The sequence below is a fragment of the Marinactinospora thermotolerans DSM 45154 genome, assembly GCF_900167435.1.
Lineage (GTDB): Bacteria > Actinomycetota > Actinomycetes > Streptosporangiales > Streptosporangiaceae > Marinactinospora > Marinactinospora thermotolerans.
Window position 1 is genome coordinate 102,531 of record NZ_FUWS01000004.1, and the last position, 13,348, is coordinate 115,878.

Genomic DNA, 13,348 nt, shown 5'->3' on the forward strand with positions numbered 1-13,348 from the left:
GCCGTGGGGCGCCAAGGCGCCCGTGGGCGACGACGATCGTGTCGATCGGTTCGCCGGCCCCGCTCGGTGACCACCGTGACAGTGGAAGAGGTCAGGTTGTGTCCGCTACTTGGGGCATCGTGGAACCGTGCAGAAGACCTCGACACGACTGCTGCTGTTGCTCTCGCTGTTGCAGGCGCGCCAGGACTGGCCCGGGGCGCTGCTGGCCGAGCGGTTGGAGGTCAGCCAGCGCACCCTGCGCCGCGATGTCGACCGCCTGCGTGAACTCGGCTACCCCATTACGGCCTTCAAGGGACCCCACGGCGGCTACCGGCTCGACGCCGGTGCGCGACTGCCTCCGCTGCTGTTCGACGACGAGCAGGCCGTCGCCCTGGCCATCGCGCTACAGATCGCCGCCACCACGACCGGTGCCGGTATCCAGGAGGCCGCGGCACGCGCCCTGGACACCGTCCGGCAGGTCATGCCCGCACGGCTACGCCACCGGATCGACACCCTCCAGGTCACCGCGGTCCAACAACCCACGGCCCGGCCTGTCTCGCAGGCCGGCGGCGACGTGCTCGCGACGATCGGCGCCGCCGTCCACGCTCGCGAGGTGCTCCGCTTCGACTACACGAGCCCGCGGGGCGCCGCCGGCGAGACCCGCGCCGACCCCCCGCCGCGGAGGGTGGAGCCGCACCACCTCGTCGCCTGGGGCGGGCGGTGGTACCTCGTCGCCTGGGACCTCGACCGCGCGGATTGGCGCGTCTTTCGCGCCGACCGTGTCGTCACGCGCGCCCCCACCGGGCCCCGCTTCACCCCGCGTGAGCTGCCCGCGGCGGATGTGGCCGCCTTCGTGGCCGGCAGGTTCCAGGGTTTCGACGGCACCGGCGGGTGGCCCTGCCGGGGCGAGGTGATCCTCGACCTGCCCGCCGCCGAAGTGTCCCCCTATGTCTTCGACGGAACCGTCGAGGAGGCCGGTCCCGGCCGCTGCCGGCTCGTCCTGGGCTCGTGGTCGTGGACCGCGCTGGCCGCCACCATCGGCAGGTTCGACGCCGACATCGAGGTCGTCGGCCCGGTGGAGCTGGAACGGGCCTTCGCGCGTCTGGCCCGCCGCTACGCCGCGGCCGCCGCGCCACCCCCGCCCCAGTGAAGCCGGACGGGAACCGGCCGCGAAGGCCGGGAGTGAGCGGCATGCGACGGCGCGGGAGATCCACCCGGGGTCCACGCTTGCCGGCCAGGGCGGGAGGGCGCGCTGGCCGCCGGCCACGTCTTGTGGGGCCGATCCCGGTGGCGGCGCCGTCGCCTGTGGGAGCCCGGGCGGCGCGCCGTGGCCGACGGAACCGGCAGAAGGGGCGCCGCGCGGTGGGCGAGCCGTCCCCGCGTAGTCTTCGACCTCCCGGTCCGGCTCCGCGCGTTCCCGATGCCGTGCGCGCCAGCGTGGACAGGGCGCGCGCCGGGCGGTGTTCCATGCCTGGGAAGGGCATCTCCACCGAATCCGGCCTGCCGCGCGTGGGCGGCGGGGCACCGTCGGCCCCGGCCGCTCCGAGCGCGCCGGCGCTGTCGAGCACGCCTGTGCGGTCCGCTCGCCACCGTCCCAAGACGCCCTCCGTCCACCTGGTGCGCTCGCCGACCTGGAACCAGGGCTTCGGGACGACCGTCCACGGCTCCCCGTCCTCGCGAGAACACCGGCGTCCTGCCACGCCGGTGCCTTCCCAAGGGCGCCGGCCGCACGGCCCAGGCCCGCACCGCCTCTCGGTGTCGTGGCCGCCGACCTCGACAGCCCTCCACAACACATTGGGCCGGGGTGGAGCCGGCCGACCTCGCCCGACTCTTGGCCGCGGTCGACCTATGCGGGTTGCGCCCCCTGGGATCCACAGGGGACTTCGTTGTGGTCGGCCTGGTCACAAAGGGCCGGGCCGGAGACGGGATGCGGCCGGTCGGGCCCGCGCGGAACGGGTTCATCGATCTGCCGGCCGGCGTCGGCGCGCGGCGCAGCGGGCCGCCTCCGCCCGGGCCGGCCCCTCTAAAATGAGGGAGTGGACCCGGCCGTGACCGCTCTGGTCGTCATCGACATGCAGAACGGCTTCGTGACGAGCGCGAGCCGCCATGTCGTGCCGGTGGTCGCCGACCTGGTCGGCCGTTGGCGCAGGGCCGGCGGCGCCACCGTGTTCGTGCGCTACAGCAACCCCGAGGGCAGCCCCCATGAGCGCCTGCTGAACTGGTCGCGGCTGCGGCGGGCGCCCGAAACCGACATCGTCGACGAGCTCGTGCCCTACCTGGACGAGGCGTGCGCGGTCATCGACAAGACCGTCTACAGCGCCTTTGCCGACGGCGGTGCGAGGATCTTCGCCCGAGGAGGGTGGAGCGACCTGGTGTTCTGCGGTATCGCCACCGAGAACTGCGTGCTGAAGTCGGCGGTGGACGCCTTCGAGCACGGTTACGGCCCCTGGATCGTGCGCGACGCCACCGCGAGTCACCGTGGGGCCGAGGCGCACCGGGCCGGGCTGCTCGTCGCCTCGATGTTCATCGGCGCGCACCGGCTGGTCGACGCCGTGGACCTTCCGGTCTAACCGGCGCGGGTGCGGACGTCGAAACGTCCACACCCGCGTGGTGCCTCAGGGCCAGCGCATGTCCGTGGAGTAGGGCAGCTCGGCCACCTTGGTGTCGGAGTGGGAGTTGAGCTCCTCATAGAGCTGGGTCCAGGCGGCCTGTGGGGTGTTGTTCGTGGTGGAACAGCCGCCTCGCTGTTCGCAGGCCTTGCGCTGGGACATCGCGCCGACGAAGCGGACGTTGCCCTTGCCGGACCTGGCCCCCCAGGCGCTGATCGCCGCCCACTGGCGGGCCTGGATGCCGTCGGTCCGGTAGATCTGGGGGATCGCGCGGATCGAGGGGGCGGCGCCGGTGGCGACGTAGTGGAGGTCGGCCAGGCTCCAGCCGTTGCTGCACGAGGTCGACGACGAGCCGTAGCCGGGGCAGCCGTCGGCGGAGTTGGCCGCGTACAGGCTGCGCGAGGTGGCGCCGGTGAAGGCGTCGACCCAGCCGCGGGCCCAGGCCCGGTCCGACCAGACGGGTTCGGCGTCGAAGGCCGCGGCGATGGAGACCGGTCCCGCCGGGACCGTCTTGGCGGCGTCCTCCACCACGCGGGCCCAGGCGCGGCCCGCATCGGCACCCCCCACGCCTCCGTCGGACTTGTTGTTGACCCCCAGGGCGAGGATGGCCTGTGCCGTGCCGGTCCGGCAGGAGGTGAACCCTTCGGCCCACTGGGCGGCGAAGGCGGCGGCCTGCGCGGCGGGGACGCGGGGTGTGGAGCTGTCGGCGCGTGTGCCGGGGTGGCGCAGCACGTTGTTCTTCTCCTGGGTGCCGAAGAACAGGATGCGCACTCCGCCGCGTCCGGTCTTGCCCTCTTCGCATCCGGCGTTGCGTGCGGCTGTGGCGTCGGCGGAGGTGCCGGCGAGGGGGACGTAGCGGCTCACGGTCGCCGCCGGGGCGCTGGCGGCGGTGGCCGGGAGGGCGGTGAGTGAGAGTGCGGCCAGTGGGATGGTGGCGAGCAGTGCCGCGCGGCGACGGTTGAAACGCATGTGGATTCCTCCGGTTCGGCTGCGGACGAGGGCGTACGCCCGGTTTCTCATTCAGCCGTGTGGAGTGAGGGAAGAGGTGAACCACATCGACCGCGGGAGTTTCCCGGGCAAGACGGACAGTTCGGGGGTGGGAGGGGCCACGGGTACAGGGGTTCCTTCCCCACCTGGAACACGGTTCCTGCTACCGGGCGGATAGCTTTCCCTACGTGCTGCTTTCTCGATCCCCGTCGCAAGGGGCCATGTCGGTGGTGCGGTGGGTGGGTGACCTCGTGCTGGTGGTCTTCTTGGCCTCGCCGTGCCTGGTCGGGCCGCACCCCGGTATCACTCCCGTTCTCCCGCCGCTGGCCGTGGTCGCGGTGGCGATGACGTTTCCGCCGTTGCTGCTGCGCCGGCGCCACCCGGTCACCGCGGCCCTGGTGGTGACCGGGGGGGTACTGCTGTCGTTGGGGGTGTTGTCCCTTCCACGGCTCCCCTTCCTGCTGGCCCAGGGGGTGGTGGTGTTCACGGCCGGTCTTCGGTGCGCGCGCGGCCCCGGGCTGGCCGTCGGGTGCGTCGCCGCGGCCGGGGCGCTGCTCGGCCAGGCCCTGTGGAGCCCGGGACCGCTGTGGGGGCCGGAGAGGCTGGTCTGGCTGGTGTGGCTGGGGATGGCGTTGGCGCTGGGGGACGCCACCCGGAGCAGGCGCGCCTATGTCGCCGAGATGGTCGAGCGGGCGCGCCGGGCCGAGCAGACGCGGGAGGAGGAGGCGCGGCGCCGGGTGGCCGAGGAACGGTTGCGCATCGCCCGGGAGCTGCACGACGTCATCGCCCACCACATCGCGTTGGTCAACGTGCAGTCGGGGGTGGCCGCGCATCTGTTGCGTAGCGATCCCGCGGCGGCCGAGCAGGCGCTGGCGCACGTCCGCCATTCGGGCCGGGAGGTGCTGGAAGAGCTGGGGGTGCTGTTGGGGGTGTTGCGTCAATCCGGCGAGCCGGACGCGCCTACCGAGCCGGCGCCCGGCCTGTCCCAGTTCGCCGCGCTACTGGAGACGTTCGCCTCAACGGGGCTGCGGGTCGACTGCGAGGTGCGCGGTGAGCCACGGGCGGTGTCCCTGGGGGTGGACCTCGTCGCCTACCGTGTCCTCCAGGAGTCGTTGACCAACGTCCACAAGCACGGTGGTGGATCGCCCGCACGGCTCCTGTTGGACTACACCGGTGACACCCTGACCGTGGAGGTGCGCAACGACCACGCCGGGGCGGCCGGTCGAGGGGAGGAGGCGCGTGGCACGGGGCTGGGGCTGGTGGGGATGCGCGAGCGGGTGACGGCCGTGGGCGGGACGCTGCACGCCGGGCCGCTGGAGACGGGCGGGTTCTTGGTCCGCGCGGTGCTCCCGGCGGCGGAGACGGGGGCGCGGACGTGACGATACGGGTCCTGCTGGTCGACGACCAGACGCTGATCCGCGCCGGGTTTCGGGTACTCATCGACTCCGCGCCCGACATGGAGGTCGTCGGCGAGGCCGCCAGTGGCGGTGAGGCGATCGACCTGGCCCGCCGCTGCCGGTGCGACGTGATCCTCATGGACATCCGCATGCCGGGGGGCGACGGCCTGGCCGCGACCCGGGCCATCACCGCAGATGAGAGCCTGGCAGGGGTACGCATACTCATCCTCACCACCTTCGAGATCGACGAGTACGTGTTCCAGGCGCTACGGGCGGGGGCCAGTGGCTTTCTCGGCAAGAGCGTGGAACCGGCCGAGCTGCTGGCGGCCATCCGCCAGGTCGAGCGGGGGGATGCGCTGCTGTCCCCCAAGGCCACCCGGAGCCTCATCGAGCACTTCCTGGACCAGCCCGAACCGGGCCCGGGCATCGCCCCCGAGCGCGTATCGGCGCTGACCGCGCGAGAACGCGAGGTGGTCGGGCTCGTCGCCGAAGGGCTGTCCAACGACGAGATCGCCGAGCGGCTTGTCGTCGCCCCGCTCACGGTCAAGACCCACGCCAACCGGGCCATGGTCAAACTCGGGGCGCGTGACCGCGCCCAACTGGTGGTCATGGCCTACCAGACCGGACTGGCCCGGCCGCGGGTTCCCCCTTTGAGGGCGGGCCCCGTCGCTGAAGGCCGTTAGCGTGCCGGCAGGTGGCCTTCAGCGACGGGACGTCAGGGAGGGGGCCGGGGCGGCGGGCTCGGGGGTGGACAGCAGCACGATTCCGCGCACCGCCACGATCCCGGCGAGCAGGCTCACCCCGGCGCCCCAGACGCCGGCCAGGTAGGTCTCGTCCATGAACACCACTCCCACGACGACCGCGGTGGCCGGGTTGGCCAGCGTCATCGTGGCCAGGGGAGCGCCCACGCCCATGTCCCGGTAGGCGGCCTGGGACAGCAGCAGGCCCGCGCAGGCCAGCAGCGCGAGCCCGACGGGGGACCAGTCCACCAGGCCCATGGGGCCGGAGAGGGAGAACTGGGTCAGCACCGTCTTGGTCAGCGCCGAGGCGACCCCGAAGGCCACGCCCGAGGCGGCCGCGAACAGCAGGCTGCGCCGGACGGGGTGGGCGGTGCGTGAGGCGGCCAGGCCCATGACCGCCAGGACGGCGAGCGTGAGGAGCAGGACCAGGGGAACGGAGTCGTCCCGCAGCGGGTGTCCGGAGCTGTCCTGGGAGGTGGTGGCGAGCATGACGGCCAGGGCGAGCACGGTCAGAACCGCGCCATGCCACTCGCGGGGGCCGACCCTGCGGCCGGCCAGCCAGGCCGACCAGGGCAGCGCGAACACCAGGGTCAAGGTGCCCAGGGGCTGCACCACGATCAGCGCTCCGTAGACGAGCGCGACCGCGTGGAGGAGCGCGCCGAGGGCGTTCAACGCCACCGACAGCCACCACAGACGTTGCTCCAACAGCGCGCGCAGGGCCGAGCGGGTGCGGGAGCGCCCGTTGAGCAGGGAGGCCAGACGCCGTTGTGCCACCGCGCCACCGCCGTAGCACAGTGCGGAGACGACCGAAAGGGCGACGGCGATCCAAAAGTCGTTCATGCCGCCAGGAACCTCTCCCGCGGGTGCCGGGCGCGGGGAGGGGGAGTCGGGCGAAGGCGTGCGGTGGGCATGGAAGAACTCTGCCCGGTCGCGGGACGGGTTGTCGTCATCTCAAACGAGGCTTTCTCTCTACTGCGTTCGCAGTACGGGGGGCGACCGGTGACGTACGGCGCTGTCCCGTCCCACCGACGTCGTTTTCCGGAAAGGACGCGGGAAGGGGCGGTCCTTTCCGGTTGAGGGACGGGGCGGAATTTCGTCATCGCCGGTCGGGAAGACCGCCGCCGGAGGGGGGAGCGCGGGGCGGCGGCGGTCGGGGGAGGGTCCTGAGACGGGTGGGGAAGAGGTGACTGTCACGGAAATCTGGAAACGGTCGTCCGCATTCCCCAGGTGATACCCGCCCTGCGGGGAAGTGCCCGATCCGGACACGGGCATTTTCAGGCTTTTCCTCATTTGAGGATGTCTCCGGCAACGCCTCGGGGGACAGTATGTCTGCTGAGCCGAGTTCTTCGCCGAGCCCGGTCTCCGGCTTCAGGCAGGATTTCGCGGAGGTGGTAGCCCGCGGGATCCTGCCTTTCTCCGTTTCCGGGTATGGATGGAATTCCAGGTGACTGGACCATCCGGATCATGCCTTTTAATCTTTCCTCAACTTGTCACACGGAACGGCGGCCCCATCTACCAGGGCCAATCGCCTTCCGCGGGGACAGGATGGCCAATCGTGGGCTCGGCGGAGAAAACGGAGAACCCTATGGAACATGTTCCCATCGTCATAGCGGGGGTCGTCTCCCTCGCGGTAATCTTCCTTGTCGGCTTCATCGTCGCCCGGCTCAGCCGGAAACCCGCCACCGTCCGTTCGATCGCGTCGATCATCACCGCAGTCGCCATACTGTGCGGCGCGATTCCGGCTATTGTCACGGCTTTCTATGGTTGAGCATCTCACCGCGGTGCAGCCGGGCCCGGGAAATCCGCCGTCACAGCGGTTCCTGGGCCAGCTGCGCCGTGAAACCCGCCGTCGGATTCTCGGCCTGGGCCGGTTGCGCACCTACGGTCCAGGCGACCCCATCGCCCGGCAGGGGGAGGTCGGCGACATCGTCTACCTGCTTCTGCGCGGCCACGCCAAAATCAGCGCCGCCACCGAGGAGGGCCGTTCGGTCCTCCTCGCGATCCGTGGTTCCGGAGACCTTCTGGGCGTGCTGGAACTGCTCCGTCCACACACCTGGCAGCACAACGTCGTCTCCGTCGACGCGGTGCAGGCCGTGGCGATCGGCGCGGAGCGGCTCCGCCGTTTCGTCGAACGCGACTCCGAGACCGCCCTGGCCGTCAGCGGCTACCTCGCCCGGCTCCTACGCGAGTCCGAGCAGCGTTTCATCGAGGCGGCCACCCATTCCGCCCGGCAGCGCCTGAGTCGTGTGCTGTCGGACCTGGCCGACCAGTACGGCCGGGTCGAAGGCGGGCGGGTGCGCATCGACGTCGACCTGACCCAGGGCGAACTCGCCTCGCTCATCGCGGCGTCGGAACCGACGGTCCACCGCGAGCTGGGTTTCCTGCGCCGCCGCGGCATCGTCGAGCCGGGATACCGCAGGATCGTCGTCCTCGACCTCCCTGCCCTGCGCCGCGTGGCGGTTCCCGGAACGCCGGCGGTGGCACCGGTTCAGCCCGCTGTCACCACGCGCAGGGCCGCCTCCCGGGCCGTGCCCGCGGGATCGGCGACGGTGCCGGCCGAAGCGGCGACGATCGCACCATCGACCAGGAACAGGAGGTGAGCGGCGGCCGACTCCGGATCGGCCACGCCATCACGCCGCGCCAGCGCGACCAGCCGGGTCCGCAGGCGCTCCTTGTGCGACCGCAGGGCCTGGACGGCCAGCGGCGAGACCGCGCCGAGCTCGCCGAAGGCGTTGACGAAGGCGCACCCCCGAAAACCGGGGGTGGCGAACCACGCGGCGAGGAAGTCGAACACCGCGCAGACACGGGGGGTGGTCGCGGGGGTGTTCTCCACGAAGTCGGTCAGGGCCGTGATCCAGCGTTCGTCGCGGCGTCGCAGATAGGCGGCGACGAGCGCTTCCTTGGCGGGAAAGCACTGGTAGAGCCGTTTGAGGGAGACCTCGGCCCGTGCCCGGATGGCGTCCATGCCCACGGCCTGGATGCCCTGCTGGTAGAAGAGGGCGTCGGCGGCATCGAGCACACGTTCACGGATCGGGTCGGCGTCCACCGGGCCTCTGCTTCCTTGCCGGGGAGAACGAGCGTTCTCTAGACTACCGGACGGGTGCGAGAACGCCCGTTCTCCATTCTTCGGGAGGAAACATGACAGCACGTCCGCCGCTTCCGCCCTTTGACGAGGCCGGCGCCCTCCGCAAGGTGCAGGCGGCCGAGGACGCCTGGAACACCCGTGATCCCGAACGTGTGGCGCTCGCCTACACCGAGGACTCCCTCTGGCGCAATCGAGGGGAGTTCATCCAGGGGCGCGCCGAGATCCTGGACTTTTTGACCCGCAAGTGGAAGCGAGAGCTCGACTACGCGCTCCGCAAGGAGCTGTGGAGCTTCCGCGGCAACCGCATCGCCGTGCGCTTCCAGTACGAGTGGCACGACGAGTCGGGACAGGCCTGGCGCAGCTACGGCAACGAGCTGTGGGAGTTCAACGACCACGGCCTGATGCGCCGACGCGAGGCGAGCATCAACGACGTGCCCATCCGGCCGGAGCAGCGGCGCATCCACGGGCCCCGTCCCGACTCCGAGCGCGGACTGGCCCTGCCGCTTCGCTGAGAAGACGCGGGCGGGGAGGGGGCGGGCCATCGGTCCGCCCCTCCCCGCGCCCCGGCTCTAACGGAACCAACCGTTGCCCTCGGCGGAGCAGCGGAGCAGGTAGTCGCGGAGCGAGACGGCGACCAGGCGTCGCTGATCGGTCTCGTGGTCCCACACGATGACGGCCGGACCGTAATCGGTGTAGGCATAGGCGAACTGGGGTCCCATGTCGCTGTCGCCGAAGAACATCAGCGTGTCGAAGGGGGCGTACAGCTCCCGGTAGTCCGGCTCGGCGCGCATGGCGAGGTTGTCCTCGACGATGCGCGCCGCCGGCCACACCACCGCGTCGCCGTAGCCGTTGACCACCCCGTCGACCTCTCCCAACAGCCCACGTAGTTCCGAGGGGACGGGCAGGCCGAGCGCCTCCTCGATCCGGTCGAGCACCGCCGCGTCGGCGGGCTCGGGCAGATCCGTTTCGGGATACAGTTCACCGATCAGTTCACGCCACACATGGTGAATCATCACAGCTCGTCCAAGGCACGGGAAATCGGCGGGCTCACGCCCCCGGCGGTGGGCACTGCGGCCGTGAGCCGGAAACACCGCCGTGGTCTGCGGCTTTCGCCCTCCGCCACCCTTGGGGAGGGGAAGCGGCGAGGTGCTTCGAGAGGTGAGCGCGGCCGGGGCCGCGCGCTCTCGCCGCCCCCTCGGTCGTCCCGGCCCGGCGCAGGGCCGTGCGCGGGCGCCAACAAGGGTCAGCGCCCTCGCGGCCATCACCGGGGCACGGGCCGCCCGGCGCCAACGGCCGTCCCGGTGCGTCGGGCGACGCCGATCGCAATCGGACGCGGACTCGCGCAGCCCGCGCGTCCGGCCCGGCGCCTGCGGAGGAGAGCGCGGTTTCCGGCGGTGGCGACAGCCCCCGCCCCAGGGGCTCGCCGTGATCAGCGCCGGGGGCGGGCCTGGGACTCCGCCGACGACGCGCGGAAGCGGTCTTGGCGTCTGATTATCGAGTCGTGCAGGGCGGCAGGGACGAGGGCGGCTTTAGGAGCGCCGGGCCGTATCAGGTCGCCGAAGTCGCGTCGCCGCGGTCGGGGAGCGGGTCTTCGCGGCGACGTCGACCGGGTTCACCGGCCGGCGGCTCTCCCGTGGTCCGGCCAGATGACCACCGAGGGCCGGGGGAACATGGCCAAGGTGTTCGAGGCCGGCCTGGACGCCGACCCCCGGTTCTGGAGGCCGGCGGTCGATGAGCCGCCCGCGTGGCGCCGCGCGCTCCGTCCGTCCCCGGGAAGTGCGCGGGCCTTCCGCCACCTCGGCGCTGATCCGCTCCAGGGGAACGGCCACACCAAGAACGGTCCAACCCCCGTCCGCTTCCAGGCGAGGGGAACACCGCGGTGCGCGTCCAGGGCGACGAGGCGGATCCGCCCGGCAGGGCACGCAAGGTCACCGGCGCACGGGTTCCTCGGAGGAAGCGGCGGCGGTGGGGAGGCGAGCCGGTCGGTACCAAAGGCCGTGCCCTAGTGGAGGCGGGTCAGCACGTGGGCGTCGAGGAAGCCCCGCTCGGAGGCCGGGTCGTGGAGCAGCCGGGCGAAGGTGACCAGCCCGACCCCGGCCAGCAATTCGACGAACCGGTCCACCGGCCAGCTGTAGGCGGGCGCCACCTTGTGGTCGAAGCGGACCGGCTCCGGTCCGTCGGTCGCGAAGAACGAGGTCAGGAGCAGACCGCCCGGCGCCAGGACACGCGCCTGCTCGGCGAGCAGCGCGGGCAGCTCCTCCGGCGGGGTGTGGATCATCGAGTAGTGGGCCAGCACGCCGCCGAGCGCGTTGTCGTGGATGGGCAGGGCCTCCATCCGCGCCTCGTCGAACCGCAGCGCCGGATGGGCCCGCCGGGCGTGGTCGACCATGGCCGGGGAGAGGTCGAGCCCGAAGGCGTCCAGCCCCAGGTCGCGCAGCATGGCCGTCAGGTGCCCGGGGCCACAGCCGACGTCGGCCGTCCGCAGATTGCCTGTCCCGCGCACCAGCTCAGCGAAGATGCCGATCATGTTCCGCGAGAACGGCTGCGTCTCCAGCCGGTCGGCGAACAACGACGCATACAGTTCGACGACCCCGTCGTAGGCCGTCCGGGTCTCGTCCTGGTACTCCGCCACGGGAAAGGAAGCTAGCACCCGCACACCTCCCCTGTTTCTGCGGCCCCGCGCCGAGACCGATGGCGGCGGGAGCCGATAGGCCGCCGTGAGCACGGCCGGCCACCGGCCGGCCGATTCCTGGAGGAACCGGCGAGGACCGACCAGAGGATCGACACCGGTGAGGGCCGCGCACCGGACTCAGGCACCCGCGAAGGCGTCCGCGTGCTCCCGGGTCCACTTCTCGAACGAGGTGACGTCGAGCCCCAGGGCCCGGGCGTGTTCGGGGCGTCCCACCTGGGGGACCGCGTTCATCCAGTCGTGGCCGACGCCCGCCGGGTGCAGGCCTGCGGCGTGGGCCTCCTCCAAGGTCATGTCCGGCACCTCCAGGCGCAGGCCCAGCACCTCCGACAAGGTCCGGGTGATCTCGGCCATCGACAGGTGGTCGCCGGCCAGTTCCAGCTCCAGGCGATGGAACCGCTCGGGGTCGGCGATGGCGGCTGCCGCGGTCGCGCCGATGTCGGCCACCGCCACGAGCGCCAGGCGCGTCGCGGGCTTGATGACGGTGACGAGTCCCCCCTCGATCCCCCGGGGGAACAGGAACCTGTTGGCGGGCAGGAAGTTCTCCATGAAGGTCCCGGGGCAGATGATCGTCCACCGGGGGAAGCCCGCCTCACGCACCCGTGCCTGGATCGCCGCCTTGGCGGTGAGCACCGGTCCCACCGTCGCGTCCCACCGCCCCTCGGCCCACCCCGGGGCCAGGGTGCGGGCGTCGGCGCCGGAGATGGAGGTGTGCACGAACTGCGGGACCCCGGCGGTCCGCGCCGCCGCGATCAGGTTCGTGCCCTGCACCACCTCCCCCTCGACCCCTCCGGACGCCGGGTCGGGCCGCTGCACCGAGAACACCGCCCGGGCGCCCCGGGCGGCCCGGACCAGGGAGTCGCGGTCATCAAGGTCTCCGACCACCGTTTCGGCGCCCAGTGCCGCGATCGCCCTGGCCGGGGCGGATCCGGGATCACGGACCAGGGCCCGAACGGGCACCCCGGCCGCGAGCAGGGCGCGGGCGGCGGCGCCGCCCTGCTGTCCGGTCGCCCCGGTGACCAGGACCGGCCGGTCATCGGTGCTGAGCGGGCGGGGTCCGGGGATCTCCGGCATCGTGCCTCCAGAACAGGAACCTATAAACGGCGGGGCCCGCCGTTTTGTGCCGCTAACATAACGGCGGGGTCCGCCGTTTGGCAACGGGTCCGGATCGCACCGGGCCGGCGGGCGGCACGAAAGGAGTCGACATGGCGGTGACCAAACGGGCCGACGCCCGGCGCAACCACGCGCGCATCCTCGAAGTCGCCGAGGCGGAGGTCGCCGAGCACGGGGCGAACGCCTCGCTGGAACAGATCGCCCGGGTGGCCGGCGTGGGATCGGCCACCGTGCGCAGGCACTTCCCCGGCCGCCGCGAACTGCTCCAGGCGGTCTTCGCGCGGCGGATCGAGGCGCTGGCGGCCCTGGCCGCGGAACTCGCCGACACCGCCGACGCGCGCGCGGCCCTGACGCGGTGGCTGGAGGCGTTCACCGACTACGCGTCCTCGGCGCGGGGGATGGCCGAGGCCCTGGTGGCGGAGGGGCTCGTGGACACCGACGACACGGAGGCCTGTTCGGCCAGGCTCACGGCCGCCGTCGCCCCGCTGCTGCACCGCGCCGCACGGGACGGTGCGGCGGCCCCGGAAGCGACCCCGGCGGACCTGGTGACCCTGGTGACCGGGATAGCCCTGGCGACCGAGGGCCGTGCGGACGCCGCCGGGGAGGCGCGGCGGCTGCTGCGGCTGACCCTGGCGGGGATCCAGACCCCGGCCTGACCGGATTGCGGCTCCCCGGAGTCCGTCCGTTCCCGGACCTCGGGCATACCTTGGGGTCGTTGAGCAGGAGTCGGACGCCCTCACGCCCGTGGC

At 72.2% G+C, this 13,348-nt stretch carries 14 protein-coding genes; 8 read left to right on the top strand and 6 right to left on the bottom strand.

The window, feature by feature from the left end; genetic code table 11:
* The first annotated feature begins 127 nt into the window (after positions 1–127).
* Complete coding sequence (locus tag B5D66_RS08220; protein ID WP_078761067.1) at positions 128–1,129, top strand: helix-turn-helix transcriptional regulator; 1,002 nt, start codon at positions 128–130, stop codon at positions 1,127–1,129.
* Positions 1,130–2,015: 886 nt separating this feature from the next.
* The gene (locus B5D66_RS08225; RefSeq protein WP_078761068.1) at positions 2,016–2,549 is read left to right on the top strand and encodes a cysteine hydrolase family protein; all 534 of its coding nucleotides are present in this window, start codon (positions 2,016–2,018) and stop codon (positions 2,547–2,549) included.
* Positions 2,550–2,594: 45 nt separating this feature from the next.
* On the opposite strand, the gene B5D66_RS08230 is transcribed toward B5D66_RS08225, so the two are convergent.
* Positions 2,595–3,557: a hypothetical protein gene (locus tag B5D66_RS08230; RefSeq protein ID WP_235000861.1), complete on the bottom strand. Its 963-nt coding sequence runs from the start codon at positions 3,555–3,557 to the stop codon at positions 2,595–2,597.
* A 239-nt stretch (positions 3,558–3,796) separates the two neighbouring features.
* Between B5D66_RS08230 and B5D66_RS08235 the strand changes: the two genes are divergently transcribed.
* Both B5D66_RS08235 and B5D66_RS08240 read left to right on the top strand, forming a co-directional pair.
* Entirely contained in the window at positions 3,797–4,954 is a 1,158-nt protein-coding gene (locus tag B5D66_RS08235; protein WP_078761069.1) for a sensor histidine kinase, read from the top strand.
* Positions 4,951–5,655, top strand: a complete 705-nt coding sequence (locus B5D66_RS08240) for a response regulator (protein WP_078761070.1) — start codon at positions 4,951–4,953, stop codon at positions 5,653–5,655. Before B5D66_RS08235 ends, B5D66_RS08240 begins: the two co-directional genes overlap by 4 nt.
* Positions 5,656–5,673: 18 nt before the next feature.
* Here the strand turns inward: B5D66_RS08240 and B5D66_RS08245 are convergent, their stop codons facing one another.
* Positions 5,674–6,552 (bottom strand): DMT family transporter, encoded by an 879-nt coding sequence (locus B5D66_RS08245; RefSeq protein WP_078761071.1) that lies wholly within the window; start codon positions 6,550–6,552, stop codon positions 5,674–5,676.
* A gap of 745 nt (positions 6,553–7,297) precedes the next feature.
* Between B5D66_RS08245 and B5D66_RS08250 the strand changes: the two genes are divergently transcribed.
* Positions 7,298–7,480 carry a hypothetical protein gene (locus B5D66_RS08250; RefSeq protein ID WP_078761072.1) on the top strand — a complete coding sequence of 61 codons (183 nt, stop codon included), beginning with the start codon at positions 7,298–7,300 and terminating at the stop codon, positions 7,478–7,480.
* Entirely contained in the window at positions 7,473–8,312 is an 840-nt protein-coding gene (locus tag B5D66_RS08255; RefSeq protein ID WP_078761073.1) for a Crp/Fnr family transcriptional regulator, read from the top strand. The genes B5D66_RS08250 and B5D66_RS08255 overlap by 8 nt, the downstream gene beginning before the upstream one ends.
* On the opposite strand, the gene B5D66_RS08260 is transcribed toward B5D66_RS08255, so the two are convergent.
* A complete protein-coding gene (locus B5D66_RS08260) occupies positions 8,201–8,758 on the bottom strand; it encodes a TetR/AcrR family transcriptional regulator (protein WP_078761074.1) in 558 nt (185 codons plus the stop codon). The two genes, B5D66_RS08255 and B5D66_RS08260, sit on opposite strands and share 112 nt — an antisense overlap.
* A gap of 92 nt (positions 8,759–8,850) precedes the next feature.
* On the opposite strand from B5D66_RS08260, the gene B5D66_RS08265 reads away from it, so the two are divergent.
* On the top strand, positions 8,851–9,309 hold the full coding sequence (locus tag B5D66_RS08265; RefSeq protein WP_078761075.1) for a nuclear transport factor 2 family protein: 459 nt from the start codon (positions 8,851–8,853) through the stop codon (positions 9,307–9,309).
* A 57-nt stretch (positions 9,310–9,366) separates the two neighbouring features.
* Here B5D66_RS08265 and B5D66_RS08270 read toward each other — a convergent pair whose 3' ends face one another.
* The 3 genes from B5D66_RS08270 to B5D66_RS08285 form a co-directional block, all read right to left on the bottom strand.
* Positions 9,367–9,810, bottom strand: a complete 444-nt coding sequence (locus tag B5D66_RS08270) for an SMI1/KNR4 family protein (RefSeq protein ID WP_078761076.1) — start codon at positions 9,808–9,810, stop codon at positions 9,367–9,369.
* Between the two features lie 989 nt (positions 9,811–10,799).
* Positions 10,800–11,429: a class I SAM-dependent methyltransferase gene (locus tag B5D66_RS08280; protein ID WP_078761078.1), complete on the bottom strand. Its 630-nt coding sequence runs from the start codon at positions 11,427–11,429 to the stop codon at positions 10,800–10,802.
* 177 nt (positions 11,430–11,606) lie between these two features.
* On the bottom strand, positions 11,607–12,560 hold the full coding sequence (locus B5D66_RS08285; protein WP_078761079.1) for an NmrA family NAD(P)-binding protein: 954 nt from the start codon (positions 12,558–12,560) through the stop codon (positions 11,607–11,609).
* Positions 12,561–12,691: 131 nt separating this feature from the next.
* Here B5D66_RS08285 and B5D66_RS08290 point away from each other — a divergent pair, with 131 nt between their 5' ends.
* Positions 12,692–13,255 carry a TetR/AcrR family transcriptional regulator gene (locus B5D66_RS08290; RefSeq protein WP_078761080.1) on the top strand — a complete coding sequence of 188 codons (564 nt, stop codon included), beginning with the start codon at positions 12,692–12,694 and terminating at the stop codon, positions 13,253–13,255.
* Positions 13,256–13,348: the final 93 nt, after the last annotated feature.